This is a genomic window from Hymenobacter sp. BT730, assembly GCF_030542105.1.
GTDB lineage: Bacteria > Bacteroidota > Bacteroidia > Cytophagales > Hymenobacteraceae > Hymenobacter.
Map to the genome: position 1 here is coordinate 737,487 of NZ_JAUOFB010000001.1, position 25,688 is coordinate 763,174.

27 protein-coding genes and 1 tRNA gene are annotated in these 25,688 nt (G+C 56.9%); 15 read left to right on the forward strand and 13 right to left on the reverse strand.

Going from position 1 to position 25,688, the window contains the following annotated elements; all coding sequences use genetic code 11:
• Positions 1 to 80: 80 nt before the first annotated feature.
• The 4 genes from Q4G72_RS03155 to Q4G72_RS03170 all read right to left on the reverse strand — a co-directional run bounded on the left by Q4G72_RS03155 (position 81) and on the right by Q4G72_RS03170 (position 3,056).
• Positions 81 to 1,076, reverse strand: a complete 996-nt coding sequence (locus tag Q4G72_RS03155) for an MBL fold metallo-hydrolase (RefSeq protein ID WP_303309983.1) — start codon at positions 1,074 to 1,076, stop codon at positions 81 to 83.
• Positions 1,077 to 1,362: 286 nt separating this feature from the next.
• Positions 1,363 to 1,821, reverse strand: a complete 459-nt coding sequence (locus Q4G72_RS03160) for a cold-shock protein (protein WP_303309984.1) — start codon at positions 1,819 to 1,821, stop codon at positions 1,363 to 1,365.
• Positions 1,822 to 2,145: 324 nt separating this feature from the next.
• On the reverse strand, positions 2,146 to 2,355 hold the full coding sequence (locus Q4G72_RS03165; protein WP_044515878.1) for an alkylphosphonate utilization protein: 210 nt from the start codon (positions 2,353 to 2,355) through the stop codon (positions 2,146 to 2,148).
• A gap of 89 nt (positions 2,356 to 2,444) precedes the next feature.
• The gene (locus tag Q4G72_RS03170) at positions 2,445 to 3,056 is read right to left on the reverse strand and encodes a pseudouridine synthase (RefSeq protein ID WP_303309985.1); all 612 of its coding nucleotides are present in this window, start codon (positions 3,054 to 3,056) and stop codon (positions 2,445 to 2,447) included.
• A gap of 153 nt (positions 3,057 to 3,209) precedes the next feature.
• On the opposite strand from Q4G72_RS03170, the gene Q4G72_RS03175 reads away from it, so the two are divergent.
• Together Q4G72_RS03175 and Q4G72_RS03180 are read left to right on the forward strand one after the other, a co-directional pair.
• Positions 3,210 to 4,307 carry a M23 family metallopeptidase gene (locus tag Q4G72_RS03175; protein WP_303309986.1) on the forward strand — a complete coding sequence of 366 codons (1,098 nt, stop codon included), beginning with the start codon at positions 3,210 to 3,212 and terminating at the stop codon, positions 4,305 to 4,307.
• Positions 4,308 to 4,632: 325 nt separating this feature from the next.
• Positions 4,633 to 5,292, forward strand: a complete 660-nt coding sequence (locus Q4G72_RS03180) for a T-complex 10 C-terminal domain-containing protein (protein WP_303309987.1) — start codon at positions 4,633 to 4,635, stop codon at positions 5,290 to 5,292.
• An 80-nt stretch (positions 5,293 to 5,372) separates the two neighbouring features.
• Here the strand turns inward: Q4G72_RS03180 and Q4G72_RS03185 are convergent, their stop codons facing one another.
• Together Q4G72_RS03185 and Q4G72_RS03190 are read right to left on the reverse strand one after the other, a co-directional pair.
• Positions 5,373 to 6,449 (reverse strand): hypothetical protein, encoded by a 1,077-nt coding sequence (locus tag Q4G72_RS03185; RefSeq protein WP_303309988.1) that lies wholly within the window; start codon positions 6,447 to 6,449, stop codon positions 5,373 to 5,375.
• 72 nt (positions 6,450 to 6,521) lie between these two features.
• Entirely contained in the window at positions 6,522 to 7,373 is an 852-nt protein-coding gene (locus Q4G72_RS03190; RefSeq protein WP_303309989.1) for a helix-turn-helix domain-containing protein, read from the reverse strand.
• Between the two features lie 139 nt (positions 7,374 to 7,512).
• On the opposite strand from Q4G72_RS03190, the gene Q4G72_RS03195 reads away from it, so the two are divergent.
• A complete protein-coding gene (locus Q4G72_RS03195; protein WP_303309990.1) occupies positions 7,513 to 7,926 on the forward strand; it encodes a hypothetical protein in 414 nt (137 codons plus the stop codon).
• 117 nt (positions 7,927 to 8,043) lie between these two features.
• Here Q4G72_RS03195 and Q4G72_RS03200 read toward each other — a convergent pair whose 3' ends face one another.
• Positions 8,044 to 8,511, reverse strand: coding sequence for a DinB family protein (locus Q4G72_RS03200; protein WP_303309991.1), 468 nt, complete (start codon positions 8,509 to 8,511; stop codon positions 8,044 to 8,046).
• 227 nt (positions 8,512 to 8,738) lie between these two features.
• Here Q4G72_RS03200 and Q4G72_RS03205 point away from each other — a divergent pair, with 227 nt between their 5' ends.
• From Q4G72_RS03205 to Q4G72_RS03235, 7 genes are all read left to right on the forward strand, one after another.
• Positions 8,739 to 10,187: an aldehyde dehydrogenase family protein gene (locus Q4G72_RS03205; protein ID WP_303309992.1), complete on the forward strand. Its 1,449-nt coding sequence runs from the start codon at positions 8,739 to 8,741 to the stop codon at positions 10,185 to 10,187.
• A 139-nt stretch (positions 10,188 to 10,326) separates the two neighbouring features.
• On the forward strand, positions 10,327 to 12,330 hold the full coding sequence (locus Q4G72_RS03210) for an FAD-dependent oxidoreductase (RefSeq protein WP_303309993.1): 2,004 nt from the start codon (positions 10,327 to 10,329) through the stop codon (positions 12,328 to 12,330).
• A 272-nt stretch (positions 12,331 to 12,602) separates the two neighbouring features.
• On the forward strand, positions 12,603 to 13,049 hold the full coding sequence (locus tag Q4G72_RS03215; protein ID WP_303309994.1) for a hypothetical protein: 447 nt from the start codon (positions 12,603 to 12,605) through the stop codon (positions 13,047 to 13,049).
• A gap of 97 nt (positions 13,050 to 13,146) precedes the next feature.
• A complete protein-coding gene (locus tag Q4G72_RS03220; RefSeq protein ID WP_303309995.1) occupies positions 13,147 to 13,581 on the forward strand; it encodes a hypothetical protein in 435 nt (144 codons plus the stop codon).
• A gap of 74 nt (positions 13,582 to 13,655) precedes the next feature.
• A complete protein-coding gene (locus Q4G72_RS03225) occupies positions 13,656 to 14,762 on the forward strand; it encodes a DUF3616 domain-containing protein (RefSeq protein WP_303309996.1) in 1,107 nt (368 codons plus the stop codon).
• Positions 14,763 to 14,873: 111 nt separating this feature from the next.
• Entirely contained in the window at positions 14,874 to 15,401 is a 528-nt protein-coding gene (locus Q4G72_RS03230; protein ID WP_303309997.1) for an acyl-CoA thioesterase, read from the forward strand.
• Between the two features lie 101 nt (positions 15,402 to 15,502).
• A complete protein-coding gene (locus Q4G72_RS03235) occupies positions 15,503 to 16,069 on the forward strand; it encodes a type 1 glutamine amidotransferase domain-containing protein (RefSeq protein ID WP_303309998.1) in 567 nt (188 codons plus the stop codon).
• Between the two features lie 66 nt (positions 16,070 to 16,135).
• Here the strand turns inward: Q4G72_RS03235 and Q4G72_RS03240 are convergent, their stop codons facing one another.
• Both Q4G72_RS03240 and Q4G72_RS03245 read right to left on the reverse strand, forming a co-directional pair.
• Positions 16,136 to 16,636, reverse strand: coding sequence for a DUF6992 family protein (locus Q4G72_RS03240; RefSeq protein WP_303309999.1), 501 nt, complete (start codon positions 16,634 to 16,636; stop codon positions 16,136 to 16,138).
• A 77-nt stretch (positions 16,637 to 16,713) separates the two neighbouring features.
• The gene (locus Q4G72_RS03245; RefSeq protein WP_303310000.1) at positions 16,714 to 17,412 is read right to left on the reverse strand and encodes a porin family protein; all 699 of its coding nucleotides are present in this window, start codon (positions 17,410 to 17,412) and stop codon (positions 16,714 to 16,716) included.
• A 191-nt stretch (positions 17,413 to 17,603) separates the two neighbouring features.
• On the opposite strand from Q4G72_RS03245, the gene Q4G72_RS03250 reads away from it, so the two are divergent.
• Together Q4G72_RS03250 and Q4G72_RS03255 are read left to right on the forward strand one after the other, a co-directional pair.
• Positions 17,604 to 17,678: transfer RNA gene (locus tag Q4G72_RS03250), tRNA-Val, on the forward strand.
• Positions 17,679 to 17,813: 135 nt separating this feature from the next.
• Positions 17,814 to 18,722 carry a histone deacetylase family protein gene (locus tag Q4G72_RS03255; RefSeq protein ID WP_303310001.1) on the forward strand — a complete coding sequence of 303 codons (909 nt, stop codon included), beginning with the start codon at positions 17,814 to 17,816 and terminating at the stop codon, positions 18,720 to 18,722.
• Positions 18,723 to 18,745: 23 nt separating this feature from the next.
• Here the strand turns inward: Q4G72_RS03255 and Q4G72_RS03260 are convergent, their stop codons facing one another.
• The 3 genes from Q4G72_RS03260 to Q4G72_RS03270 form a co-directional block, all read right to left on the reverse strand.
• On the reverse strand, positions 18,746 to 19,471 hold the full coding sequence (locus Q4G72_RS03260) for a methyltransferase domain-containing protein (protein WP_303310002.1): 726 nt from the start codon (positions 19,469 to 19,471) through the stop codon (positions 18,746 to 18,748).
• Positions 19,472 to 19,501: 30 nt separating this feature from the next.
• Positions 19,502 to 20,680 carry a type III polyketide synthase gene (locus Q4G72_RS03265; protein ID WP_303310003.1) on the reverse strand — a complete coding sequence of 393 codons (1,179 nt, stop codon included), beginning with the start codon at positions 20,678 to 20,680 and terminating at the stop codon, positions 19,502 to 19,504.
• Between the two features lie 63 nt (positions 20,681 to 20,743).
• Positions 20,744 to 21,862 carry an NAD(P)/FAD-dependent oxidoreductase gene (locus Q4G72_RS03270; RefSeq protein ID WP_303310004.1) on the reverse strand — a complete coding sequence of 373 codons (1,119 nt, stop codon included), beginning with the start codon at positions 21,860 to 21,862 and terminating at the stop codon, positions 20,744 to 20,746.
• Positions 21,863 to 22,097: 235 nt separating this feature from the next.
• Between Q4G72_RS03270 and Q4G72_RS03275 the strand changes: the two genes are divergently transcribed.
• Both Q4G72_RS03275 and Q4G72_RS03280 read left to right on the forward strand, forming a co-directional pair.
• Positions 22,098 to 22,412, forward strand: a complete 315-nt coding sequence (locus Q4G72_RS03275) for a T9SS type A sorting domain-containing protein (RefSeq protein WP_303310005.1) — start codon at positions 22,098 to 22,100, stop codon at positions 22,410 to 22,412.
• A gap of 472 nt (positions 22,413 to 22,884) precedes the next feature.
• Positions 22,885 to 23,736 carry a DNA/RNA non-specific endonuclease gene (locus Q4G72_RS03280; protein WP_303310006.1) on the forward strand — a complete coding sequence of 284 codons (852 nt, stop codon included), beginning with the start codon at positions 22,885 to 22,887 and terminating at the stop codon, positions 23,734 to 23,736.
• Between the two features lie 368 nt (positions 23,737 to 24,104).
• Here Q4G72_RS03280 and Q4G72_RS03285 read toward each other — a convergent pair whose 3' ends face one another.
• The gene (locus tag Q4G72_RS03285) at positions 24,105 to 24,680 is read right to left on the reverse strand and encodes a DUF4468 domain-containing protein (protein WP_303310007.1); all 576 of its coding nucleotides are present in this window, start codon (positions 24,678 to 24,680) and stop codon (positions 24,105 to 24,107) included.
• A gap of 727 nt (positions 24,681 to 25,407) precedes the next feature.
• On the opposite strand from Q4G72_RS03285, the gene Q4G72_RS03290 reads away from it, so the two are divergent.
• Positions 25,408 to 25,608 (forward strand): hypothetical protein, encoded by a 201-nt coding sequence (locus tag Q4G72_RS03290; RefSeq protein ID WP_303310008.1) that lies wholly within the window; start codon positions 25,408 to 25,410, stop codon positions 25,606 to 25,608.
• Positions 25,609 to 25,688 lie beyond the last annotated feature (80 nt).

Consider the following 25,688-nt stretch of genomic DNA (forward strand, 5'->3'; position numbering starts at 1 on the left):
ATTTAAGACTGTACCTCATCAGGCATAGAAAAGCGGCTGAACTCCTTGTGAGTCCAGCCGCTTTTCTATGCCATTGCTTCTTAAGAAGGATAAGTAGTTCTGATTTTAGGCTTCGGCAGCTTGCTGCGTTTTTTGCTCAGCATCAGTGCTGCGGCGCCTACTGCTCCAGCTACTAGGGCAGTAGTTACCCAAGGGCTAACCACCGGCGGTGGTACGGAGCGGACGCCGGATTCATCGGCGGTGGCAGGTTGATTGACATAACGGCCGTGGGCCGGCACGGCTTTTTCCCGGAAATTCTCTGCCAGCTCCTGTAGCTGCTGGCGCAACTCCTCGCCAAACATGGGAATACCATGCCCGGTAGCGGCTACTTCCGGGTTCAGGCGGGCCAGCGCTTCCACCGAAGTTCGGGCCTGCTCCCAATCCGGGGTGAAATAGGCGGGTGGGCCGTGCACTTCCTGCTTCTGGCTCCAAGTAGCCAGCACCGATTCTCCCTCCACCGTGACAAAGGCATCACCGGCCAGCAGGGTACGGTCTGCTTCGCGGAAAAACGAAACGTGGCCGGGGGTATGGCCGGGCGTATGCACCCAGCGCCAGCCTGGCAGGTGGGGCACCGAGCCATCTTCGGGTAGCGCCTGCACCCGGTCACCCAGGTTAAGGGGCTTTTTGGGATAGAGGAAAGACATGGCCGACATACCACCACCTACGGTCGGGTCGGGGGCAGGGTAGGAGGAGCGCCCGGTGAGATAAGGCAGTTCCAGGGGGTGGGCGTATACCGTTACTTCGGGCCAGGCTTCCAGCAGGGAGGGCAGGGCGCACACATGGTCGAAGTGGCCATGCGTGAGGACAATAGCCTGCGGGTGCGAGTCAGGACCAAACAGCTCGGCAGCATGCTGGCGAATTTTATCGGCGGAGGCAGGCAGCCCGGCGTCTACCAGCACCCAAGGCGCGCCGGTTGCCTCCTGCTCCTGGGGCCACACATAATAAAGGTTCACAAAGACATTGCGCCAGCCCGTAACGCCGGGAACTACGGCTTGCAGGGCGGGGGTATTCGCGCGGTTAGCATGGTTAGAGAGCATAGGGACAATAAATTAAAGTGAGAAATAGCCGAGCCATTCCCTACGCTTGAACCTTAACCGGTGTTTTCCAAATATCCAGCCGGGCCGGCAGCACCGCCACCTAACATGCCCCTCTAAGTGATAGCCCTCGGCCTATACAAGCAAAGGCGGACGCTCCTCGGAGCGTCCGCCTTTGCTTGTATGCTGTTTGGGGCAGGGGACTTTTGATGTGGCAAAAAGCATCGGGCGGGCTGCTGCCCGAAAGCGGCAATCCGGCAGATGCAAGAATGTAAGGCTAGACCATAGGCTAGCTTTCGAGTTTCACACGAACGGCGTTGAGACCCTTCTGGCCCATCTCCACCTCAAAGCTTACTTTGTCGCCTTCCTTGATCTGGCTCACCAATCCGTTGGCGTGCACAAAAATGCTCTCCTGGGATTTCTGATCCTTAATGAAGCCGTAGCCTTTGGAGTCGTTGAAGAACGAAACCACGCCTTTGCGGATGGCGTCGGCGGGGTCCACCTCTTCCTGCTTGCGGGCACCCAGCTGGATATCCTCCGTCTTAATTTCCTTCTTCTTCCGCGTTGGGTCCGGAGGAGTAGCGGAGATGTTGCCGTTTTCGTCAACATATGCCAGCATCTCATCCAGGTTTTTGCCATTAGCGGCATTGGCCTGGCGCTCTTCTTTGCGCTCGGCTTTATCCAGTTTCTTTTTCTGGCGTTTTTTCTCGTTTTCCTTCTTGCCGAAAGTTGCTTGTGACCTGCCCATGTGTGATATGAAGTATAGTGATGTCCCTGTGCTGTGCAGCAAAGTTGCACATAACTAACACAGAATTGTTGATTAGTAAAAACAGATACGTAAAACTGAAAGTTCAGCGCATCTAAAAAAGTGTGAATCTGTCCGTATGGCCCGGTTAGCCAGCGCTATTTTGCAGCGGACCCCGTAACAACAGCTATGCTGCGGGCAGCACGTCAGCTGTGGAAGGGATAAGAGAAGAAAGACAGGGGATTTACCAGCTACCTAAAATGCACCGTTTCCCTAAATAAAGCAACAGTGCGCCTTAGCGAAGGTTATTGTGCAGCGCAAAAAGCGCTAGGCTTTTCTAATGAAAGCCGCCTTCAATACCATCATGGAGCCGCCAGCCTTGCCTTCTACTTCCTCAGGGTCATCAGTGAGACGAATATTTTTCACCACCGTGCCACGCTTGAGCGTTTGCGACGAGCCCCGAACTTTGAGGTCTTTGATGAGTGTCACTGAGTCGCCGTCGTTAAGTAGATTGCCGTTGCTGTCTTTTACGTCCATGAAGGGGAAATAGGGGAAGGATAGCGCAAGGCCGTCTTACCGGGGGCTTGCTGGTACAAATATCCACATTTTATAGCTAGTCTCGCGGGCTAATATTCGGAGTCCTGCATTTCGGGGGTTAAAAGCCCGGCTACCTCCTGCACCTGTCCCGGCTGCAGGCTGCCCAGCACCAGTGCGCCAATGCGCACGCGCACCAGGCGTAGGGTTGGAAAGCCCACAGCAGCCGTCATTTTGCGCACCTGACGGTTTTTGCCTTCCGTCACGGTAATGCTCACCCAACTGGTAGGGCCGTGCCGGTCGTCGCGGATTTTGCGGCTGCGCGCCGGCAGGTCCGGGGCCGTTTCCAGCCGGAAGGCGGCGCAGGGCAGCGTCAGGTACTTTTCGCCATCTACCCCAATTTCCACGCCCTGCTGCAGCTGTGCCACGGCTTCGTCGGTTATCTGGCCGTCTACCTGGGCGTAGTATTCCTTTTCCACGTCTTTGCGCCGGATTCGCTCACTTACTTTGCCGTCGGTAGTCAGCAGAATCAGGCCCTCGCTGGCTTCATCCAGGCGGCCGATGGGCATGGTGCCTTCGGGGAAATCGTGCAGGGAGCCCAGGAAGTTCTTTTTCTGCTCCTTGGAAGCTTGGCTGCGAAACTGGCTGAGGTAGCCAAAGGGCTTGTGCACTAGAAAGTGCTGGTGCGTGATGGGTTCCTCCATTCGGGAAAGAAAAGCGGTGGGGCGAAATCGGGTACAAAGATACCACGGGGCCGCGGTAATGGTTGAGGTGCCTGCTTAAGTGAGCCTGGCCGCCAGTAGGCAACGCTTTGGCAACCATCAGCATCTGCCTGTCACACCTTCCCCTTCCCGCTTATGCTTCCCTCGTTTCTACTGACTTCTTACCTGGCGCTGGCCTCGTTGGTATCTCCTCCCACCGAAACGGCTGCCGTAACCATCAGCGCCGCGCCTGCCCGCGTGCTGCTGGAGGAGCGAAATGGCTCCCGCCTCAACTTCGATTTTGCCGTGCAGGCTGGTCCCGATTCGCTTTGGCTGCAGAAAGTAGAGGTATCGGTCTATGATAAAAGCGGTGCGCTGGTAGTGCGCAAGTTTGTGGATAACAATGGCTTTAGCCCCAGCATCACCAGCCTGTCGCACCGGGTATTTGCGCCCGGGCAAATGGCGCTGGTGTTCAATACGTTTCACTCATTTCCGGCGGATGTAGACGTCGCCCGGATGAGCTACACCTTCGAGTTTCAGAAGGCTAACCGGGCCGAAGTCACGCAGACGGTGGAGGTGAAGCCGGAGCGCTACCAGCCCAAAGCCGCCCTGAAAATTCCCTTGAGCGGCCGCCTGCTCATCTGGGATGGTCACGACGAAAATGCCCACCACCGCCGCCTCGATTTTCAGCATCCCGTGGCCCGGCAGTTCGGTATCCGCAGCAACTTTATGCGCTACGCCCACGATTTTGTGGTGGTGAATGAGAAAGGCGACAAGAACACCGGCACCGGCAAAAAGAACACCGACTACTTCGGCTTTAATCAACCCGTGCATGCCCCCGCTGCTCGCCGTGTAGTGGCCGCCTATTCTCAGCAACCCGACAACGACAACGGCCAAGACTTCTTCAACCCCCGTGACATGGTGGGCAAAGACCCCTTGCTGCTCTATGGCAACTACCTCGTCATCGACCACGGCAGCGGCGAGTTCAGTTTGCTGGGCCACCTGCGCCAGAACAGCCTGCAAGTGAAAGTAGGCGACCAGGTGCGCGCCGACCAGGTGCTGGCCCACGTGGGCTCCTCGGGCAGCTCCTATTTCCCGCACCTGCACTACGAGCTGCGCACCGGCAAAGACCTGAACGTGGAAGGCCTGCCCGCCTACTTCCGCAAGTTCCGGCTGGTGCGCGGTAGCCAGAGCCGCCCGGTAGCTACCGGCGCCATTGACAGCGGGGATATTGTGCTGCAGGAACGGAAATAACCAAAACGAAAAGCGGCCGCAACTCCACAGAGCTGCGGCCGCTTGTCAAAAAACCAAAACTATGCCTGACGCAAAACCTGCACATTGGGGGCCCCCAGGAGCCCGGCGTTAGCCATAGCCGCCCGGTTGTCTTGCATGGGCACTAACTGTCTCAGCAAAGCCCGGATAGAGTTTTATTTGAACGGTTGAATAGCAAACCCGGAGCCTCTGGCAGACTGATGCTGCAGGGATGAGCTCAACCCGCCCCCGCAACCTCAGCCGGAAGGGTGCCGTATCAGGCCCCAGTATAGCCGACCGGCTATATCTCCCTCTGATTTAACTCTTCATGAACAAGTCTCTTCTTTTTCTGTCAGCAGCGGTGGCGCTTACCACCGCTTCCTGCAACCAGGACAAACAAGCTGCCGTGGATGCTGCTACTACTCCCTCCGCCGATACGGCCGTGGTAGTAAGTGATAATAATATGGACAACGACACGGCCGCCTACCGCACCGAAGCCTCCAGCCTGGCCGACCGTATTGCCAAGGACCTCAACGTGACGGATACCGTCGTGGTAACGCGCATCGAGAAAACCTACTACACCCGTGGCCGCCGCCTCAATGAAATAAACACGCGCTACGCCACCGATACTACGGGCCGCTATGCTGCGCAGCGCCTGGTTAATGATGAAACGGACAGCGAAGTACGGACCATCGTGACCAACCCCACGCAGTACCGTACTTACGAAACCAACCGCTCTTCCTACTACTCCGGCACGCCTTACAGCGTAACCACCACTACCACGGAGCACAATGCCGCGCCCGCTGCTCGTCGTCGGGGCCCGGCCATTGAGAAGTATGAGCAGAAAGCCAATGGTGAAACCAAAATCAAATACACCAACGGCACCACCGTTAAAATTGACAAAGACGGTGACCGGAAGGTAGAGTACTCCAACGGCGTGAAAGTAAAACGCGACGCTGATGATGGTGAGCGGAAAGTAAAAGACTAACGCGCTGCCTAAATAACAAAAAGCCCGCTCCTCATTGGAAGCGGGCTTTTTTTATGGGTTGATGCGAAGTTGCAGGAGTATCAGCTTTTAACCTTGAATTCGCGCAGTTCCGCATCAATGCGCTGGTTCCAGCGTTGCTGGGCGGCTTCATCCATGCCATGGTGCGTTTCGGCATCATACTGCTCCTGTACACGGTTCATCTCCCAGTAGGAGCGCAGGTATTGCAGCTGAATGATGCTGTTATAATCGGCAAAGGTGAGGCTGTCGGGCTGCACTTTGCGCCGGAAACGTTCGGCCACCAGCTTCACCAGGTCAAAGTGGCGTTGCTCGTGGTTGAGGTGGTAAGGTGTTTGGGTGCTGGTCCAGGAAGAAGAGCGCACCACGTATACTTTCAGCGTGAAATCTAGGCGCAGCTTCCCTTGGTTGATGGAAGGCCGGCCCTGATATGCAAAGCTGGGAAACACCGCAGCGGCAAATCCTTGGCTTCGCTGCGGGCCGGTAAAGTCCGTCCAGGCCAGGGGCTTGCCCGGATCATAAAACAGCGTATCCGGCTCGGTCTGCCGCACATCATCCTGAAAGCGCACCTGAATTGCCGTCGCCAGGTCCGGATTGCGGGGGGCTTGCTGGGTTATCCACGTATGCAGATACACCAGCCCGGATACCAGGGCCTGCTGCAGGGCCGGTGCCACCACCGCCCGTTGCGAGGGTAGCCGGCGGTACCTCGACCCACCCCGGTACTCCACCAGCGGCACGCGTTGCCCTTCCCGCAACCAGTCGAAGGCCAGCGTCACGGTTATTTTTCCATCAATGGTGCCGCCGGGCCCCGGAGCTTCGCGCACCTGCAGTTCCTGCACCCGCATGGTAACTGGCCGCAGGGCAGGATTGCGCGGTACACTTTGCCGCACAAACTGCCGCAGTGCGGGTAGGGTGCCGCCTTGCAGCGCTACCGCCTCCGGTTTTACCGAAGGGCCGCCAGCAGCCAGCAGCAGCGCCACGGGAGAGCCCGCGGGGCGAGCATCAGTTACCTCCGCCACATAGAACTCCCGGGGCGTGAAAGGCACAGGCTGCGGCTGCAGCACCAAAGGAGAAGCTTGCCGGGCCTGATAGGGTAGCAAGCCTAGCAGCAGATGATAGAAAAGCAGGTATACAGACAGCATAAGAATGGGCCAACGGCGCCGGAATGCGGCGTCCTGCTGTCCAACACAGCCACCTGCCTGCCCGTTCCGCTGCTACGCCGCGTGCTGCCGCCGATACTCACTGGGGCTGTGGCCGGTATGCTTGCGGAAGGTTTTATTGAAGTGCGACACGTTGTTAAAGCCGCTGGCATAGCACACCTCCGTTACGGGCACTTCATCCAGCAGCAGCCGGCAGGCGTGGTTTACGCGGCACTCCTGCAGGAAGTCCGTTAGTGTGTGGCGGGTCATCTTTTTGAAATAGCGGCAGAAAGCCGGTACCGAGAGAAAGGCTACTTCCGCCACTTCGCGCACATCCAGCGAGGGGCGCCGGTAGTGCTGCTCCAGATATTGATATACCCGGCTCAGGCGCTGCTGCTCCTTCCCGTGCAGGGCCTGCCCATCGTGGTCAGCATCCAGCACGGTATAATCAGGTGAGTGGGACAGTTGCTGCAGCAGCTGCAATAAGGTGAGCAGGCGCATAAAAGGGGGCTCGTCCAGCAGTTGGCGCAGCATGGCACCCACCTGGGCGCGGGTAGCGCCTCCAAATGACAGGCCCTGGTGCGAGCGGGCTAACAACTCCCGCACCGCCGCCATTTCCGGCCGCAGCCAGAAGCCGTCCCCCAGAAAATCAGCCCGCATCTGCACTACAATTTCCTCAAACGCGCCTTCCTGCCCATAGCTAAAAGAGAGGTGAGGCAAATTGGGACCAATCATCACCAACTCTCCCTGCTCAAAGCGCGAAATGTGCTGGCCAATATGCCGCCGCCCGCTGCCCTGTGGAATGTAGACCAACTCATATTCAGGGTGATGGTGCCAGAGTAGCCCTCCGTTCTGCACCTCGGTGTAATGTAGCAGCGTAAAGGAGCTGTCAGCCGGGGATTGAATGTTTTCAAATTGCAGTTTCACGGTGCTTTAGTGCTAAAAGGCCTGATACAATCTTCGAATTTACAGAAACAAGTCAATACAGCATCAAAAATGGTGAATAAGGTAGTGGCGGAACCTATGTAGGTACATGACCTTTGAGTATACTTTTCATCCGTGCCGAATGAAAGCTCTCTTGAACCGCTCGTTGCTCTTGTTACTGGTTGGTTTTATGCTTACCGGCGCAGTGGAGGCGGGAGTAAGTCAGTCTGCCGGGGTTTCCCCCACGACAACTACTTCGCTTCGGATGCGTGCCGCCCAGGTCAGCAAATACCTGGCGTATGCACTGCAGCTCAGCGCCCGGCAGCAGTTAGCTGTTCGGCGGTGCGTGTATGAAGAGTTCCGTCAGCTCGACTCGCTGGCGCAGGCGCCGGTAGCTGTGGTCCCCAACACCACGGATACCAGCAACCAACTGCGTGAGCAAAGCGAGCTGCGGATTGTGCAGCGCTACGAAACTGCCATGGCACGCATCCTGACCCCAGGTCAGTACAGTGCCTTTACCTGGCTACAGGAGCGGCAGCCCGTAGCGCGGCAATAGTACATACATAGTAGGGTGCGGTACCATGGGTGGGGCCGTAACCTTTTCTATAGTGTGGGAGACAAGTTGGGTGGGAATCTAAGAACGGAGCTGGGGAGCTCCGTTCTTTTTTTGTGCCTACTCCTCAATAATCTGGCGCACATGGTGCTCCAGATGCACACTATAATCCTCTACCAGCCAGCCCAGCGTTACGGCGTAGCCATTCTCAAAATCGACGCGGTGCTGCAGCTTATCAGCGGGAATCCGGCTAATGATGCGCATTAACTGCCGGTTGTACAGCGTCCAGAGCTGCAGCAGCTCAGTGGCCGGTGCGTGCTCGTAAGCGCCGCACCGTACCCAATCGTCCTGGTGATACGATACCATCTGGTGAGGGGCAGGCTCGGTCTGGCAGAGCACAAACCGACGGTGGTTATTACACGCAGAGTCGATGAGGTGCCCCAGTATTTCCTTGCGCGACCATTTGCCGGGAGCCAGCGGCTGCTCCATTTCCTCCTCCGAAAAGGAACGCAGGTGGGCATTGAGGACCGACAGCATTTCCTGCAAACGGGTTACTGCTTCGTGAACAAGAACAGCGGAGGTAGTCATGGGCGTTACCGGGAGTCTGGCCGAAGGCGGCTCCCGGTGTGAAGGATGGGCCGAAAATTACTCAATATTCTTTGGTTGGTTCTATTCCTGGCGCTTAAAACTACCCCAGTGGGTATTCTTCTCCTGACTAGTAGTAAAGTGGGTTCCGGTGCTGGTCTCAGGCAGGCAACTTTCTCGTTGGCTTTTCACTTACCTTAGTTGCCTCACCTCGCTTCTTTCCTGCCGGTATGATTTCCGACGTTACCTCTCCGCCGACTGCTGCTCCCCAAGTGGATACGCTGCGTGCTTTGTTTGAGCAGCAGCGCCAGCACCAGCCCGTACTCCGTCGGGCTTCGGCCACGGAGCGGGGCCAGCGCCTGCGCCGATTATCGGACTGGATTATGGTCAACCGCACTGCTATTCAGGAAGCGCATTATGCGGATTTTCGCAAGCCCGCCGCCGAAACCGACCTCACCGAAATCTGGCCCACGCAGGGCGAAATCAAGCATACTTTGGCCCATTTGAAGCAGTGGATGCGGCCCCGCAAAGTAAAAACGCCGCTGTCGTTGCTGGGCACTACCTCCTGGGTACAGTATGAGCCCCGGGGCGTGTGCCTGATTATCTCGCCCTGGAATTACCCGTTCTACCTGGCTGTTGATCCGCTGATATCAGCGCTGGCAGCCGGCAACTGTTGCATCATCAAGCCTTCAGAGCTTACACCCCACGTGGCCGCCCTGCTGCGCCGTATGGTGGAAGAGGTATTTGAGCCCAGTGAAGTAGCCGTGGTAGAAGGCGACAAAGACGTAGCTACTGCGCTGCTCCAACTGCCCTTCGACCATATTTTCTTTACCGGTAGCCCGCAGGTAGGCAAAGTAGTGATGCGCGCCGCCGCCGAGCACCTGAGCAGCGTGACTCTGGAGCTGGGCGGCAAGTCGCCGGTGGTGGTAGATGAAACCGCTAATCTGCGCGATGCCGCTGAAAAGCTCATCTGGGGCAAGTGCGTCAACGCCGGCCAAACCTGCGTAGCGCCCGACTATGTGCTGGTGCAGGAAAAAGTGCAGCCTGCCCTGTTGGCAGAAATGCGCACCGTCATTCACCAATACTATAACCCCGCGGATGCGGGCGTACAGGAGTCGACCTCCTATGCCCGTATTGTAAATGGGCACCATTTTGCCCGGCTGGCCGGCCTATTGGAAGACGCGCAGGCCGCTGGTGCCACCATTGCCCTGGGCGGCAGCATCGACCCGGATCAGTGCTTCATTGAGCCTACCGTCCTCACGCACGTAGCCCCGGAGAGTCGCCTGATGCAGGAGGAAATCTTCGGGCCACTGCTACCGCTAGTGCCTTATACTACCCTGCAAAGTGCTGTGGAATATATTAATGCCCGCCCCAAACCGCTGGCGCAGTACATCTTTAGCCGCAGCCGGGAAAACCAGCAGTATCTGCTGGAAAACGTAACTGCCGGGGGCGCCGCCATCAACGAAACTATACTGCATCTGGCCCACGCCGAGCTGCCGTTTGGCGGGGCCGGCAACAGCGGTATCGGCAAAGCGCATGGTCACTTCGGCTTTCTGGCATTTTCCAATGAAAAAGGGGTGCTGAAGCAGCGCCTCGGCCGCACCGGCATTAAGCTGATGTACCCGCCTTACACGCCCAAAGTGCGCGGCCTGATTAATATGCTGCTGAAGTATTTATAGAAGGAGGAATAGTAATCGGCTACTCTGACTTCGCGCTACTCTCAAGCAAGAAAAAACGCTGCAAGCCGAGTATTTTTCGCCTAAAAGACCGATATTTTCCGATGCGCAGGTATTTAGAATGCGCCTGGCTAAAACTTGCATGACCTTTTCTGATTCCCAGCGTGCTGTTCTGCGCGCCCTGGCCGATACTTTTATCCCAGCGGTACCCAACCATACCGAGCAACCGGACTACTGGCTACGCTCCGGTGCCGAGGGCGTCGATCTGGAGAAAATAGCCGAGGTGTTGTCCGGGCAGCCAGTGGCAGCCCAGCAGGAGTTCCGTCAGTTGCTGACGTTGCTGGACACGCCCGCATTGGGCTTGACGTGGTTTGGCCCCCTGCGCCCTTTTTCCCACCTGCAGCCAGCGCAGCGGGAAAAAATGCTTCAAAGCTGGGCGCAAAGCAACGTGCCGCAGCTGCGCAAAGGCTTTCAGGCCCTGCGTAAGCTATTCACCTTTCTGTTTTATGGCGATGCGCCTGCCACTGGTCCTAACCCCGTGTGGGCGGCCATCGGCTACCCCGGCCCACAGCCGGATGATACCCCCGTGGATACCTCAAAACCCATCCGTACGCTGCAGCCCATGGCTGATAGCACTCTGGATTGTGATGTGCTGGTGATTGGCAGCGGGGCCGGGGGCGGCGTAGTAGCCGGCGAGCTGGCTGCGGCCGGCTTTGATGTGCTGGTGGTGGAAAAAGGCCCTTATTGCCATGGCTGCGACTTCACCCAGCGGGAAGTTGATATGCTGGGCAAACTCTACGATGCCAAAGGCGCCCTGGCCACGCAAGATGGGGGCATAGCGCTGCTGGCGGGCAGCTGCCTGGGCGGGGGTACCACCGTAAACTGGGCCGGCGCCTTCCGTACCCCCGATTATATTCTGCAGGAGTGGGCCCGGGAACATCAGGTACCGCACTTTACCTCGCTGGAGTTTAAGAAAAGCCTGGATGCCGTCAGTCGGACCCTAAGTGTGAACATGGAATACACCCGCCACAACGGCCAGAACCAGGCCCTGTGGGACGGCTCTACCCGGCTGGGGCAGGAAGTAAAGCTGATACCCCGCAATGAAAAAGGCCTCACCGATTCAGAAGGCCACTTTCGCAGCCTCGGCTTTAGCCCCCTCGGCGACCGGCACGCCATTAAGCAGGGCACCCTTAATACGTATCTGCAACAAGCCTACCACCACGGTGCCCGCTTTCTTTGCGACACACAGGTGGAGCGCATACTGGTACACGAAGGACAGGCTGTGGGCGCCGAAGCCATGCATACCACGGCTGGCGGCCAGCAGGTGCGCATAACAGTGCGGGCGCGCCGCGTGGTGGTAGCCGGGGGCTCTATTCAAACCCCAACCCTGCTGCTGCGCAGCGGTTTACGGCATCCTCACCTGGGGAGGCACCTCCATCTGCATCCTACGGTGGCCGTTTCGGGCCTGTATGCCCACTCTATGGAGCCTTGGTTTGGGCCGATGATGTCGGTGGTAAATGATGGCTACACGATGCTGAACGGGACCAACTTTGGCGCCAAGCTGGAAACTCCCCCTGCCCACCCGGGCCTGATGGCCATGGTGCTGCCCTGGCTCTCGGGGGAGCAGCACAAGCAAATGATGCTGCAGGCGGCCCGTATGGGGCACTTCATTGTGCTGACCCGCGACCGGGACGGTGGCCGCGTGAGCCTGGATAAACACGGGACACCCTGCATCGATTATACCCTCAGTGAGTTTGACCGGGCCAATATGCTACAGGGCGTACGCGCTGCCGCCGAGATTCACGCGGCGGCCGGGGCCCAGGCCGTGTACCTGCCGCACGGCACGTTACCTACATTGCAGGCGCAGAATGGGAAGATTCTAAATCCCGAAGTATTGGACCGACTGCCTTATCTGGGCTGGCGTGCCAATCAATTCGGCCTCTACAGCGCCCATCAGATGAGCACCTGTCGTATGGGCGGCGACGCAGCCACCCACCCCGTGAAGCCTAACGGCGAAACCCGGGAAGTCAGAAACCTCTTTGTGGCCGATGCATCCGCATTTCCGGCCTGTAGCGGTGTAAATCCGATGCTAACCATTATGGCCCTAGCACATTTCACGGCGCAGCAGCTGAAAAACGGAGGCTAAGCTCTACAGCTACCGGATTGTGCTGGAATAGGAAGAAGCGTTGTGGTACGCCGGCGAAACTACTATGCTGTTGAGTATAGGAGGTAGAAGAAGCTATTAGGACCTGCGGCAGCTGGGCTTCTGAGCTTCAGTCTGAGCAGGAATTGCTCAGGGTGTGGTGAGCTGCAAGGATTTAATACGGCAGAGCTATTGTATTATTCCGGAAGGTTTGGTAACTATTGCATTCAGGAAAGATAGAATCTGCCTGCATCCGCCTCTCTACTACCTTCTCTATGAAATCAATCTTTACTTCTGCTACCTGCGGGCTGCTGTTGCTGGCCATGCTTTCCTCAGGCTGCGTGCGTTTCAGTATTTATCTGCCGGATAGTGCCTTTGAGGCCGTAAAGCCCGAAGAAAAGCCGGCAGAGCCCAAGAGCCCGGCGCGCGACCTGACTAATGCCATGACGGAAGAGCTGAAGCTGGAGCCGGAGCAGCAGGGGCGCATCCAGGAGATTCTGCATAGCACCCTGCAAAAAGCCCGGGCAGCCCGCACTCTCTACGCCGATAATCCCGTGGCCATGAACACGGCTATGCGGCACATCAATGCCGACTCTGAGCGGCAACTGCGGCAGGCCCTTTCCCTGGCGCAATACCAGCAGTACATGGTAGGGCGGCAACGGCTGCAGGCCCGCATGCAGGCCAAAGCGTCGCCTGCTCCGGCGGCGCCGGTAACGCAGTAGCAGCAAGGCTGGGCACGGGCCGGCCACAAAAGACACGCCAGGAGTAAGCCTTTGGCGCGAATTTCGCGTATGCAGGGGCGCACGCTTATTCTTTCCCATGTCTGCCGCCCGTTTTTTGCTCTTGCTGGCCGTTTGCGCCCCACTTGTGTTTAGTAGCTGTGCCCGCCGCAACCGGGCCGAAACGCCTGCGAAAGCCGAAGCGGCTGTGGAGCCGGCGCGTCCGGCGGCCCCTATAGCCCGCACCGCTGCCCGTGACCTGGCTTCGGTAATGGGGGAGGAGCTCCAGCTAAGCAACGAGCAGCAGGCGCAGGTGCGGGTGCTATTGAAATCCACAGTGCAGCAGGTAAATGCGGCCCGTGCCCAGTACCCCAACGACCGCGCCGCGCTGACTACGGAGCTCAAGCGCATCAATGCCGAGTCGGAAACCCAGCTGAAGCAGTTGTTTACGCCGGAGCAATACAAGCAGTATCAGCTGAAAAAGCGCGATATACAGGCCAAAATGCAAGCCCGCAAGGCTGGCGCCGAGAAATAGCCTGAGCCATCGGTAAACCTAAGCCGAAAGCCTGCGTTTGCGGAAGCTAGTCGCCCAGAAGCGGCTTCCTGCTTATGCGCTTTCAATCCTATACCCTTCATTTCAACCCGCGCCTAAGCTTGAATGAGGCCGGTAAACACGTGCGCGACGGCCTCTCTACTGCCCTGCGTACCGGCGACAACCTGTGGCTGAGCTGCGACGAGCGCACTACCATTGAGCGCCTACGCCGGGTAGGTGCCCATGAATTTGCCGGGCACACATCATTTAAGCTGGCAGACTTGCTGGACCTGCCTTCTGATGCGGAAGAGGAAATTGATATTGAAGGCATGGGCGAGGCCAATCATTACCTCTGGATTGTAGGCTCTCATAGCCTAAAGCGCAAGCAACCCGACCCCAACCATCCGGATGTAGCCAAGCAGCTGGAAAAGCTGGCCAAAGTAAAGCAGGAGCCCAACCGCAATCTGTTGGCCCGCATTCCGCTGCTGCTCAACTCCCAAACCGGGGACTATGAGTTGCACCGCGAGGCCCCGCACCCCACCAAGACCGGCCATACGCTGCGGGCTGCTCAGCTACATGGCTCTGATACCTCCAATGAGTTGCTTGACTTGTTGGCGGATGATCCGCACCTAAAGCACTTTCTCAAAATTCCGGGTAAGGATAATGGGCTGGATATTGAAGGCTTTGCGGCAGCCCCGGACGGGCGCTTATTTGTGGGGCTTCGCGGACCGGTGCTACGGGGGTGGGCCATTGTGCTGGAGTTGCTGCCGGAAGAAGACAAGCACGGCCGCCTGCGCCTGCGCAAGCAGGAAGGAGCCACGGAAAAGTTCTACAAAAAGCACTTTCTGGATCTGAAGGGCATGGGTTTACGGGAGCTCCGCCAGACGGGCAACGATATACTGCTGCTGGCCGGTCCCACCATGGACCTGGATGGTACCATTGCCGTGTTTCGGTGGCGCGATGCGCTGCACTGCCCCACCGATGGCTTTATTGATGAAGACCATTTGACGCGCCTTTTTGATGTGCCCCACGGTACGGGCACCACTGCCGGCCAGGACCGCGCCGAAGGCATGGCCCTGCTCGATGAAGAGCACATTCTACTGGTGTTCGACAGCCCGACGGATGCGCGCAAACCGGCGCCTCACCAAGTGCTGGCATCAGCCTGCCGGTTAGCTAAAGGATAGGGCCTTCCCGTATTATTAAGAGTTCTTTGCTGATCAAATCTCCGGAAGTAGAAGGGCCCAGCGCTATGCCGGTGCCAGCAAAATGACTTGTAATCCTTTCCTTTGCCGTCTATGACTTCCTCTTCTGCGCTGGTGCGCACCCCCGAAACCACCCACCGCGTCTATTTTCAGGACTGCGACATGCTGGGCCACCTCAACAATGCTCGTTTTCTCGACTACTTCCTGAATGCCCGTGAGGAGCAGGTAGCCCAGCATTATGCCCTGAACATGGGCCAGCTGGCGCGGGAGCAAAATGCCAGCTGGGTTATTACCAAGCATCATCTGAGCTACCTGCGGCCGGCTCGCCAAGGCGAAATTGTGCGCATTCGTACCCAGCTCATCCACTTCGATAACTCTAATCTGGTGGTGGAAATGCAGATGCTGAATGAGGATGGCCAGAAGCTAAAAGCGGTACTGTGGTCGGAAATGACGTTTGTGAAAGTAGATTCTGGTGTGCGTACCGACCATTCTGACGAGCTGATGGAAATGCTGGAGCAGCTGGATGTGGAAGGCATTGACTACGACCCCGACGGATTTGATGACCGGGTACGCAGCTTGCGCAAAGAGCTAAAGCGTGCCCGTTCCGGCGAATCGGAATAGAGAACCCCAATCCTGGGTTTGCGTTAAAGAAAAGCCGGAACTACCGTGAGTAGTGCCGGCTTTTTGTTCTCTATTTCTTCTAAAACCAAACCTGATCTGCTATGAGTATTTTTGGAAACGACTCCCTGAAAGGCAAGAAAATAGCCATTGTAGCCACCGACGGCTTTGAGCAGTCGGAGCTGGAAAAGCCCAAGAAATTTCTGGAGGGCGAAGGCGCTACTACCCACATCATTTCCCTGAAGAGTGGCTCTATTAAGGGCTGGGACGAGAAAGACTGGGGAGATAAAGTATCCGTAGATAAAGTTATCGGCGACGTGAACGTAGCTGACTACGATGCCTTGGTGCTGCCCGGTGGCCAGATGAACCCCGACGTACTCCGCACCGATAAGCAGACAGTCAGCTTCATTGGCGAATTCGTACGCTCTGGCAAGCCCGTGGCCGCCATCTGTCATGGTCCCTGGACGCTGATTGAAGCCGGCGTAGTGAAAGGCCGCAAAGTAACCAGCTGGCCCAGCCTCCACACCGATTTAAAAAACGCCGGCGCTACCTGGGTAGATGAAACCGTGGTGGTAGATGGTAACCTGATTACCAGCCGCAACCCCCAGGACATTCCCAACTTCAACGAGAAGATTAAGGAAGCCCTGGTAAAAGAAAAAGTAAGTGCCTAGCGCAGCCCGCTTTCCTACTGGCAGCGCCCCATCCGTGTTAGCACGGGTGGGGCGCTGTTTTGTGCTTTAGGAAACCAAGGCCAGCAGCGCTCCGGCATAGCGGTGGTACAGGAAGTAAAAGCCGGTATCAAACAAGAGCAAAAAGCCGCCCTGCAGCCACAGGGAACGGCCAAACCCCAGCAGGCGCTCCGGCCGCCGCGGCGCGCAGGCACCCCGCGCCCGCAGCCAGCTACCCACGCACAAATACGCTACGTCCAGCCCCACATTCAGCAGCAGAATCTTCTCCAGCATAAACTGGTCCTGCAGGCTGGTGACCAGCGTGAGGCCGGCTACCGGCCCCGGCTGCGCCCGCAGAATACCGGCCACGGCTAGGAGCAGGTTAATCATATTCCAGCCCGCGTTCATCTGGTGGAAAAAGTGAAGCTCCGTACGCCGGTCGGTGCGGGCTACCAGGTACCCACTTACCAGCAGGTTGAGCAGTGCCCAGGTGCCCAGCACGGCCATGGCATGCTCCGTGAGCAGTTCTCGTTGGTGGTGTAGCAGCGCAAGCGTAGCCGAGGTGTCCATGAGCGTGGCGGGAAAGACGAAAGCACAAAAAAAGGAAGCCCGACCGGACTTCCTTTTTTATTAAGTCAGAGGGAGACTTAGTTGTTGATGCCTACGCCCACATACACCTGAAACACACCGTTTTTGATATTGGTCAGGGTTTGTGCGCCAGCAGTTCTGGGGTCTTTAATGATGTCGTTGAGACCAGCCGTATAGCGGCCACCTACGCGGGCAGGACCGATACGAGCTTCCAGGCCACCGGCCAGACCGTAGTCCAGGCTGCTGTAGCTGTAGTCATACACATACGAGCCATTGCTGCTCTGTTCGTTGGCAATTTTGCGGTCTAGGTCGCCTTCCTTTACTTTGGTCAGTAGGGATACCTGCGGGCCCACGTGAATGCTCACGTTATCGAGGAAGTTGTATACCAGCAGTACGGGTACCTGCAGGTAGTCGAGGCGGCGGGTTTCAGAGGAGGTGTTTGTTGGCGTGCCGCCTTTAAAGCCCTGGCGGCTATACAGGATTTCGGGCTGCAGCGAGAACTTCTCGGAGAAGCTGAACTGGGAATAGAAGCCGGCGTGGAAAGCCGTATAATTCTCTGTGTTGGTGTAGTTCTTCTTATCAGCGCCGCGGATATCCGCAAAGTTTACCCCGGCCTTAATGCCGAAGCCGCCATTGCGGGAATCGGTAGTGCCTTTGGGGTAGTCTGTAGAGGATAGGGCCCCGCCGGGACGTACCTGGGCCTGAGCAGTAGCAAGGGTGGCAGCGCAAACAGAGAAAAGGAGCAGAAGCTTTTTCATAAGATATAGTCGTTCGGTGGAATTAGGAAGCACGGGCCTTGCCTATGCAAATCATATCCGCCTATACTTAGATGCAGGTAGAATGTTACATATCGTAGATAGGAGGGTAAAAAATAGGTCCGATTTTCGTTGCGAATGTGTCGGCTTCCTGTATATTTGACTTTTTACGGCCGCCGCCAGTGGACATGTCGGGGGCATTAGCTCAGTTGGTTCAGAGCGCTACCTTGACAGGGTAGAGGTCACTGGTTCGAGCCCAGTATGCCTCACACAGCGTCCACGTATCGTTTCCCAGGGCAGAAAGAGAGAATCTGCTAACGGTTGGCCAACGATACAACCCCGAATCTTGCATAAGAACCCGGTCAATAGACTGGGTTTTTTGTTGCTCCTTTGTTTCTGCTACGATGCTTTCTATTGCCTGGGCTCCTCTCTACGCGCACTCCCTGCCGGCTGGCCATCGGTTTCCCATGCTCAAGTATGAGCTGCTGCCGGAGCAGCTGCTACGTGAGGGCATTATCCCGGAAAGCAGCCTGTTTGCCCCGCAACCCGCATCAGAATCCGATATCCGGCGCACCCATTCTGTCGATTACTATCACCGCTTGGTGCAGGGCCAGCTCACGCGCCACGAAGAGCGGGCCACCGGCTTTCCGTGGTCCCGGCAACTGATAGAGCGGGAAGTCACCATTCTGGGCGGTACAATAGAATGTGCCCGCCGTGCCCTGCCCCACGGTATTGCCCTCAACATAGCCGGCGGCACGCACCACGCTTTCCACGACCGGGGCGAAGGATTCTGCCTGCTCAACGACCAGGCCGCTGCCGCCCACTACCTGCTGGCCCACCCCGAGCTGGGCATTCGGAAGATACTGATAGTAGATCTGGATGTGCATCAGGGCAACGGTACGGCCTCTATTTTCCGACAGGAGCCGCGTGTGTTCACCTTTTCCATGCACGGGGCGCGCAACTACCCGCACCGCAAAGAACAATCCGATCTGGACCTGCCCCTGGCCGATGGGACCGATGATGCTACCTACCTGAAGCTGCTGGCCGACACCCTGCCCCGCCTGCTGGACGAAGTGCAACCGGATTTTGTATTCTACCTGAGCGGGGTGGATGTGCTGGCCACCGATAAGCTGGGCCATCTGGCGCTAACGCGGGAAGGCTGCCGCCAGCGCGACTATCAGGTGCTGGAGTTGTGCCACCGCCACCGGCTGCCGGTGGTAGTATGCATGGGTGGCGGCTATTCTGAGCGCCTCGCCGACATTGTGGAAGCCCATGTGAATACCTACCGGGTAGCTGCTGAGCTATTCGACTAAGAAAATTCAGGGTAGCAGCCTGCTTATGCTTCCTTCAGAATCACCACCTGCCACCGGAATGCCCAGCGCCAGCGCAAGGTGTAGTTCCGGATGCCAGCCTGCTGCAACAGCTGCTGCCAATCCTGGCGGGTGAAGGCCCGGGCCACAGATAGGGGCGCATCATGCTGCACCAGGTAGGAGCCGCCCAATAAGCGGGTTAGCCATTTAATGCTATAGTAGGCCAGCGGGTGGCGGTGCAAATCATTGATGATGACGGCCAGGCTCGCTTGCTGCTGCCACTGCCGGAGTAGCTGGATCAGCTGCTCATCCGGAAAATGATGGCAGAACAGACTGCACGTCAGCACATCAAAGGCCTGCTGTTGAAATTCCGCCGCAAATATATCCTGCTGCTGAAAGGTGATTTCCGGGTAGCTCCGGCTTTTCTCCCCGGCATACTCCACCATAAAAGCATTGGCATCGATGCCGGTGAGGACCACGGGCACCTGGTGCCGACGGGCCCAGCGGGCCAGGTAACGGAGCGTATCCCCGCCGCCGCTGCCCAGGTCGGCGAGGTGCAGGGGGCGGTTTGGGGGGAAGTGCGGCTGCAGGTGCGTTAGGGCATCGGTCAGCACGCTGTAGCCACCCAGGCGGGTGTTAATCAACTCCAGCTCATCCAGGTTTTGACGCAGGGCATCGGAGGCCAGCGTCAAATCATCCATCAGCTCCGATTCAGTAGCGCGGCGCGTGAAGTTCAAGGAGGAATGCAGCAATAAGCGTGAAGAATATACCGGCAGGGCGTCTTAGTAGGCCAGATGCTTTGGCGCCACTTCTGCCTGCCGGGCAGGTTGACTGCTACTGCTCTCTATAGGCTGATAGCAGACCTGCAGCAGCATGGCTTCCAGGGTAAGCCCTGGTCCGAAGGCAAAGCTCAGGACGGGGGCGCCCGCATCGGCCGGGGTCAGGCTTTGCAGCAGCTCCCGCAACACAAACAGAACCGTCGCCGACGACATATTTCCGTACTCGCGCAGCACCTTGTAGGCAAAGCGGTTGTCATGGCGCGAAATGCCCAGCTCCTGTTCAATGGTTTCCAGAATCTTGCGGCCACCGGGGTGAATGGCAAAGGAATGAATGTCGGCCAGCTGCACGGGCAGGTTTTGCAACAGGCGCTCCGTCAGTTGCCGAATGCCCCGCTGAATCAGCTTGGGAACATAAGAAGACAGGGTCATTTCAAACCCAAAATCATTGATGTGCCAGGCCATGTCGTCGTGGCCGTCGGGCTCCAAGGCGCAGTGGAAGGCCTCCAAGGCCAGGCTGGGCCCCTGACTAGCCGGGCGTGCCTGCACCAGCGCCGCCGCCGAGCCATCACTGAACAAGGCATTAGAAACTAGGTGGTCATCTTCGGGACTTTTCTGGAAATGCAGCGTGCACAGCTCGGTGCATACAATCAACACCTGAGCCTTAGCATCAGCCCGACAAAAGGCATCGGCCAGCTTCAGGGCATTAAAGGCAGCATAGCACCCCATAAAGTTCACGCAGGTGCGTTGCACCTCGGGCCGCAGGCCCAGCGCTTTTACCAGTTCAATATCCAGCCCTGGGGCATACATGCCAGTGCAGCTCACCGTAATCAGGTGGGTGATGGTAGCAGGCGTGGCCTCCGGCAGCTTTGCCAGACAATCCAGCACAGCCTCCACCGATAAAGGCAAGGCCTGCTCCCGGTAAACCTGTAAGCGCTGGCCCACGGTGGGAAACGGCTCCAGATCAGGAGTATTCGGGAAAAACTCAAACTCGCCATTGACGCGGGCATAATCGGCCAGCACCGAGTGCCGCTGCTCAATACCGGAAACCCGGTACAGGGCCTGCAGCTTACGGGTAGCAGCGGCATCAAATTGCAGGGCAGCCGCCATAAAACTGGCTATTTGCGCCTGAGCAATAGGGTGAGCAGGAGTGGCAGTGCCGATGGCACACAGGTAGCTGTTCATTGGGCGCAGTATACGCAAATTACGCCCAGATAGGCACTGCGGATTGCCTATGCCAAAATTCAGTTAGAAACCCTGCCCGTGGGTGCGCCGCATGAGGAGCTGCACGCCGGCCGGCCAGTAGCGCATACCACCCACCAGGGCCTCACTCAGCACCGGGTGTCCAAACAGCCCCTGCACTGCCCGGCCCACTCGTAGACGCGTGCCAAAATGCTGTTGCCAGCAACGGTGGTAGCGGGCCTCCAACTCGGGGCGGGCTATACGCCGGGTCAGGTACTCGTGGGCCAGCTCGGTGGCTAAAGCGGCTCCGTGTATGGCCATGGCCATACCATTGCCGCATAAGGGCGTAATCAGACCGGCCGCGTCGCCACACATCAGTACATGGTTTTCTACCGGGCTTTTGGGCGCAAAGGAAATTTCGTTGATAACCTCCGGCTGTGGGTACAGAAACTCCGCTTCGTGCAGGATAGTGCGCAGGTGCGGATTGCGGCCCAGCACCTGGGCTTCCATAGCCGGAATGGTACCGGCCGCTTTCAGGTTGCGGCGGCTAGTGAGGTAGCAGAAGCAGAACTTATTGTCCTCGATGGCCGAGATGCCCGCGTAGCCATCGGCAAAGTTATGCAGGGCAATAAGGTGGCGCGGCAGATCCAAGCGCACGTGGTACTTCACACCCAGGTAAGGGGAGCGTTGCTGAAAAAACGGACGCTGTAGCTGGCGGTCTAAGGCAGCGCGCTTGCCATAGGCACCCAGCACCAGGCGCGCCGTCAGAACACGGCCATCGGCCAGCTGCACGGTATGGGCGTCCTGTTCTGCATCAAACTGTACATCCGTTACGGTAGCCCGGAGCTCGAATTTTACGCCTCGCGCCAAGGCGCGCTGGTACAGGAAATGGTCGAGGGTGTAGCGGCTTACACCGAAGCCGCCCAGATCGAGCGGAGCGGTAAGGGTGCGCCCCGCTGGCGAGCTGAGCAGGAACTGAGTGATTTGGGCAGGGGCCAGCTCATCGGGCGGCACGCCCAGACGGTGCAGATACGGGAGCACTTCGTTAGAAACATACTCGCCGCATACTTTGTGAAAAGGGTAGGCTTTGCGCTCCACTACGGTCACTGCGTGGCCCCGCTCAGCCAGGTCCAGGGCAGCTGTCAGGCCAGCCAGGCCGCCCCCTATAATAAGGACACTCTGCATGGTTGGGTGAAAAAAAATATCGGAAAAGCCAAACAGCATGCAGCTTTTATCCCAAAGAAAGTATATATAGCTAATCAGTTTCACAATTAGCTGTTTACCTTTGTAAACTTAACCGAATACTTCACGTTACCTCAGTATTCGGCATTCCTCATTTGTCCACACGCTACGGTATATTATGATGAAACTCCTACGCTATATTTTGTTGCTATGCCTCTTATGTGCTGGCCCTCTGCGCATGAGTATTCCAGTTGCTGTGGCCCAGCCTACGGCAAAGCCCGCAGCTAAAACTGCTCTCGAGGAAAAAAGTCTGCTGGTGTTTCCTAACCCCAGCACCGGGATTGTGCATATCTCTATTTCGGGGGCTGAAGGCCGCAAGATGGAGCTACGTATCCTGAACGTAATTGGAACAGTAATCTATCGTGAGTCACTGACAGAGCTCAACGACCGGTTCACCAAAACGCTGGACCTAAGCAAGTTTGCCAGCGGATTGTACTATGTAAAGCTGGAGTCGGATGAGAGCAGCACCATGCGTAAGTTGGTAATTCGCTGATATAATCTGATATAATCAGAACGTACCATAACAGAAAAGCCGCCGTAATTACGGGCGGCTTTTCTGTTATGGTACTTTGGCGAGAACTGAAGCTGCGCTGGCCAAAATCTTATTCAAAAAAAGCGGTGCTTCCAGAAGAAAGCACCGCTTTAAAAAGCTGATGGAAGAGGCTAGCGCCGCCGTACCGGTACGGGTACCGGCTGCAAAGTGGCGTGCCGGGTAGGCCAGGAGTGGCGCAGTACCAGCGTAACTACAAGGGAAATTCCCGCAAAAATGGCCAATGACATAGGTTTCAGAGCTAAAAGTCAGAACAAAAAAACAACTGCACACTCCCACTGCTAATGCCCGAAGGCTCCAGCTGTTCGGGCTTATATAGGTTCAACCCTAAAACCCCCTGGCGGGTTTCCGGTGAAAGCGGCGGGCCAAGATAACCTGCCATCTTTGTGATGAAATAGTGCTGTTCTGCTTTTGTATGTTTCGAGTTGATAATTGCCGGGTTGGATTACTACTGTCTATTGCCTTACTGTCCGCATGTACGGAGCAGGAGCCCACGCCCTTGGCCGCCACGCGGGATGGTCATTTAGCGTTGGGGAATCCAAGCGGGGCCGTGGCCGATGCCGCCCAGTACGGAAACTACCTGCTGGTCAAGCCCCAGTACACCCTTTCTTACCACCGCGACCGGGGCACGCCCAACTGGGTGAGCTGGCACCTGAGCTCAGCCTGGCTGGGGGCCGCCGCCCGCCAGGATGACTTCCGCCCCGACAACACGCTGCCCGCCGGCTGGTACCAGGTGAGCAGCAGCAGCTACTCGGGCTCGGGCTTTGACCGGGGCCACCACTGCCCCTCGGCCGACCGCACCGGCTCGGTGGCCGATAACTCGGCCACGTTTCTGATGAGCAACATGCTGCCGCAGGCCCCGCGCAACAACCAGCAGACCTGGGCTAACCTGGAGAACTACACCCGCACCTTGGTCAACAGTGGCTACGAGGTGTATGTCATCATGGGCAGCTACGGGAAAGGGGGCACGGGCTCGGCCGGGTACGCGGCCACCCTCAACGGGGGGAAGGTGACCGTGCCGACGCGCATCTGGAAAGTGCTGGTGGTGCTGCCCAACGGCACGGGGGATGCCGCCCGGGTGACGAGCAGCACGCGCGTCATTGCCGTGGACACGCCCAACGACAATGGCGTGAGCCCGAACTGGGGCAGCTACCGCACCAGCGTGGATGCCCTGGAAGCGGCCACGGGCTATGATTTGCTCTCGGCCGTGGCCCCCGGTGTGCAAGCCTCCCTCGAAGCCAAAATCGATAACGGACCCACCCAGTAAGGCGGGCCTGGAATGGGACTTAGTAGAGAAGTATGTAAAATTTTGGCCTTAAATTATTGAGGGTCAAACCATCTGCTGCCACCATCGTAAGGCAGTATGGTGAGTATATTGGAAAGTATGCTGGGATGAATAGCAAGCCGCGCTGCAACGCGGCTTGTTTCTTTTCCTGGGTGAAGGAGGCATAAGGGTGTATTGGTGCAGAAATATGCCAGGCCTATACCATCCAGAATAAATGGCTAATTGTCTATACAGTAAGCACCCATAAAGGGCAACTTACTGTTGTATCCTGGAGCGGATTTTGGAGACCAAACAAAAAGCCTTCCCCATGCTGGGAGAGGCTCTCTGCAAACAAAAATTTAGAAGGCTGATTACTGGCCGTCGGTGGCAGGGAGGCCTACCGTGCTGTCATCCGTAACGGGCATGCTATTCATATAAGAGCGGAAACTCATGGCAATTTCACTGGCTAGCGCAGTAGCCTGTGCTTTTACGCGCCGGTCATTATGGGTACGCGTGTTACTACGCTCCTGCGCCAGCTGGGTAATATATTCATCCAGCGGTATGGCAGCGTCGGGATTTTCCGGATCAGTAATGCAGCGGAAAGAGCCTACGCGGTAGCTATAGCCCTGATCGGTGCACCGGAACAGAAACTCAAAACGCACCGTGAACTCCTGGTCTTTCCCAGAGGCCGTTACCGGCGTTACTTTGCTCGTGCCAGTGATACGCACCTCGCCGGTAGCGGCATCTTTACGAAAACCAGTGGTAGGGCCGAAGGCAAAGCGTTTTTCCACCCAGGTAGAAGCCCGTAGAAACAGCGCACTTTTTCCAGCCTCCGCCGGTACTTGCTCACTATATTCTACCGGGGTAGTGTCAGAGGTTTGGGCCAGAGCAGGAACTGAGAAAAAAAGCATTCCGCAGCAGACCAAAGACAGTAGGGTTGTTTTCATACAAATGAGGGCGTGTGGCTTGTGAAAAAACGCAACTAGAAAATAAAGGTACTATATCTGCACTTATTGCACATTACAAAGTCTGTTATCTCTTTGTTAAAATGTGAAAAATTGTGTTTTATATATATCCCCTTTGGGGCTGTATATAAATGCTTTGGATGTAAAAGAGTGTTCTGTAAAAATAGTTTCCTGTTTCCGTTGAGCTTTAGCCCTGTTTTTTCAGACTACTAGTAAAATAAGCTGCTCTATGCCGGCCTCGTTCGGTCGCCAAGCTGCATCCAGTCTTTTCGGATTATTCCCGTTTATACAGTCATAGCAAGAGCTGGTATTTTTTCGTTTGCTTGAAGGGTTATTGTGCTGATATTCACACAAGTAACTTTTGATAAGATAGGCGTGTGCTTTTGCTGGTAGTGGAAGCGTGTAAGATTCCAGCAACAAAAAAAATATTGCAGTTGCTTTGTTGCGTCATCAAAAAGTAGCTGTAGATTTGCCACGTGCTTCAGATACACTCCAACATCTAATGAAGCGCGGGACTCAACATAATGAGGTCCTGCGAAAAGGCCGAGAGGTCTTTTCCTCTTCTGACTCTTTTGTTTTTTCTGGATTTTCCGTCTTTGCCGCTCCGGTTTTCGAAGCGGTTTTTTTGTGTCCAATCGGGTCGGCTGGCACACCGGGAGTCTCATGCCTTGCCATCTTTCAAACTTTCACCCCATACCTGATCCAACCCATGAACGACAACACCACCCTCGCCCAGGAGATGGTAGCTGCCGCTCCTGCCGCCACCCGCAACGTCACCCTGAGCACTGACCCCAAGCGCATGGCCATCATCAAAGTATGGGGTGCCATCCGCGTGGCGCCGTTCATCCTCGGCCAGACCAACATCCGGCAGCGTGTGCCCTTCCTGATCAACCGCGAAAACGTCATCTAACTGCCCTAAAAGCAAAGCGTCAGGCTCTGCCGGACGCTTTGCTTTTAGGGCATTACAAGCCCATGCTTAACCCGTAGCAC

What these genes read in the sequence shown, in the direction of transcription:
- Q4G72_RS03230 (WP_303309997.1), top strand. Translation starts at nt 14,874, where the DNA reads ATGACTTCCTCTTCTGCGCTGGTGCGCACCCCCGAAACCACCCACCGC.
- Q4G72_RS03205 (WP_303309992.1), top strand. Translation starts at nt 8,739, where the DNA reads ATGATTTCCGACGTTACCTCTCCGCCGACTGCTGCTCCCCAAGTGGAT.
- Q4G72_RS03165 (WP_044515878.1), bottom strand. Translation starts at nt 2,355, where the DNA reads ATGGACGTAAAAGACAGCAACGGCAATCTACTTAACGACGGCGACTCA.
- Q4G72_RS03225 (WP_303309996.1), top strand. Translation starts at nt 13,656, where the DNA reads ATGCGCTTTCAATCCTATACCCTTCATTTCAACCCGCGCCTAAGCTTG.
- Q4G72_RS03240 (WP_303309999.1), bottom strand. Translation starts at nt 16,636, where the DNA reads ATGGACACCTCGGCTACGCTTGCGCTGCTACACCACCAACGAGAACTG.
- Q4G72_RS03175 (WP_303309986.1), top strand. Translation starts at nt 3,210, where the DNA reads ATGCTTCCCTCGTTTCTACTGACTTCTTACCTGGCGCTGGCCTCGTTG.
- Q4G72_RS03280 (WP_303310006.1), top strand. Translation starts at nt 22,885, where the DNA reads ATGTTTCGAGTTGATAATTGCCGGGTTGGATTACTACTGTCTATTGCC.
- Q4G72_RS03255 (WP_303310001.1), top strand. Translation starts at nt 17,814, where the DNA reads ATGCTTTCTATTGCCTGGGCTCCTCTCTACGCGCACTCCCTGCCGGCT.
- Q4G72_RS03180 (WP_303309987.1), top strand. Translation starts at nt 4,633, where the DNA reads ATGAACAAGTCTCTTCTTTTTCTGTCAGCAGCGGTGGCGCTTACCACC.
- Q4G72_RS03220 (WP_303309995.1), top strand. Translation starts at nt 13,147, where the DNA reads ATGTCTGCCGCCCGTTTTTTGCTCTTGCTGGCCGTTTGCGCCCCACTT.
- Q4G72_RS03170 (WP_303309985.1), bottom strand. Translation starts at nt 3,056, where the DNA reads ATGGAGGAACCCATCACGCACCAGCACTTTCTAGTGCACAAGCCCTTT.
- Q4G72_RS03185 (WP_303309988.1), bottom strand. Translation starts at nt 6,449, where the DNA reads ATGCTGTCTGTATACCTGCTTTTCTATCATCTGCTGCTAGGCTTGCTA.
- Q4G72_RS03275 (WP_303310005.1), top strand. Translation starts at nt 22,098, where the DNA reads ATGAGTATTCCAGTTGCTGTGGCCCAGCCTACGGCAAAGCCCGCAGCT.
- Q4G72_RS03155 (WP_303309983.1), bottom strand. Translation starts at nt 1,076, where the DNA reads ATGCTCTCTAACCATGCTAACCGCGCGAATACCCCCGCCCTGCAAGCC.
- Q4G72_RS03270 (WP_303310004.1), bottom strand. Translation starts at nt 21,862, where the DNA reads ATGCAGAGTGTCCTTATTATAGGGGGCGGCCTGGCTGGCCTGACAGCT.
- Q4G72_RS03200 (WP_303309991.1), bottom strand. Translation starts at nt 8,511, where the DNA reads ATGACTACCTCCGCTGTTCTTGTTCACGAAGCAGTAACCCGTTTGCAG.
- Q4G72_RS03215 (WP_303309994.1), top strand. Translation starts at nt 12,603, where the DNA reads ATGAAATCAATCTTTACTTCTGCTACCTGCGGGCTGCTGTTGCTGGCC.
- Q4G72_RS03265 (WP_303310003.1), bottom strand. Translation starts at nt 20,680, where the DNA reads ATGAACAGCTACCTGTGTGCCATCGGCACTGCCACTCCTGCTCACCCT.
- Q4G72_RS03285 (WP_303310007.1), bottom strand. Translation starts at nt 24,680, where the DNA reads ATGAAAACAACCCTACTGTCTTTGGTCTGCTGCGGAATGCTTTTTTTC.
- Q4G72_RS03210 (WP_303309993.1), top strand. Translation starts at nt 10,327, where the DNA reads ATGACCTTTTCTGATTCCCAGCGTGCTGTTCTGCGCGCCCTGGCCGAT.
- Q4G72_RS03290 (WP_303310008.1), top strand. Translation starts at nt 25,408, where the DNA reads ATGAACGACAACACCACCCTCGCCCAGGAGATGGTAGCTGCCGCTCCT.
- Q4G72_RS03245 (WP_303310000.1), bottom strand. Translation starts at nt 17,412, where the DNA reads ATGAAAAAGCTTCTGCTCCTTTTCTCTGTTTGCGCTGCCACCCTTGCT.
- Q4G72_RS03235 (WP_303309998.1), top strand. Translation starts at nt 15,503, where the DNA reads ATGAGTATTTTTGGAAACGACTCCCTGAAAGGCAAGAAAATAGCCATT.
- Q4G72_RS03195 (WP_303309990.1), top strand. Translation starts at nt 7,513, where the DNA reads ATGAAAGCTCTCTTGAACCGCTCGTTGCTCTTGTTACTGGTTGGTTTT.
- Q4G72_RS03160 (WP_303309984.1), bottom strand. Translation starts at nt 1,821, where the DNA reads ATGGGCAGGTCACAAGCAACTTTCGGCAAGAAGGAAAACGAGAAAAAA.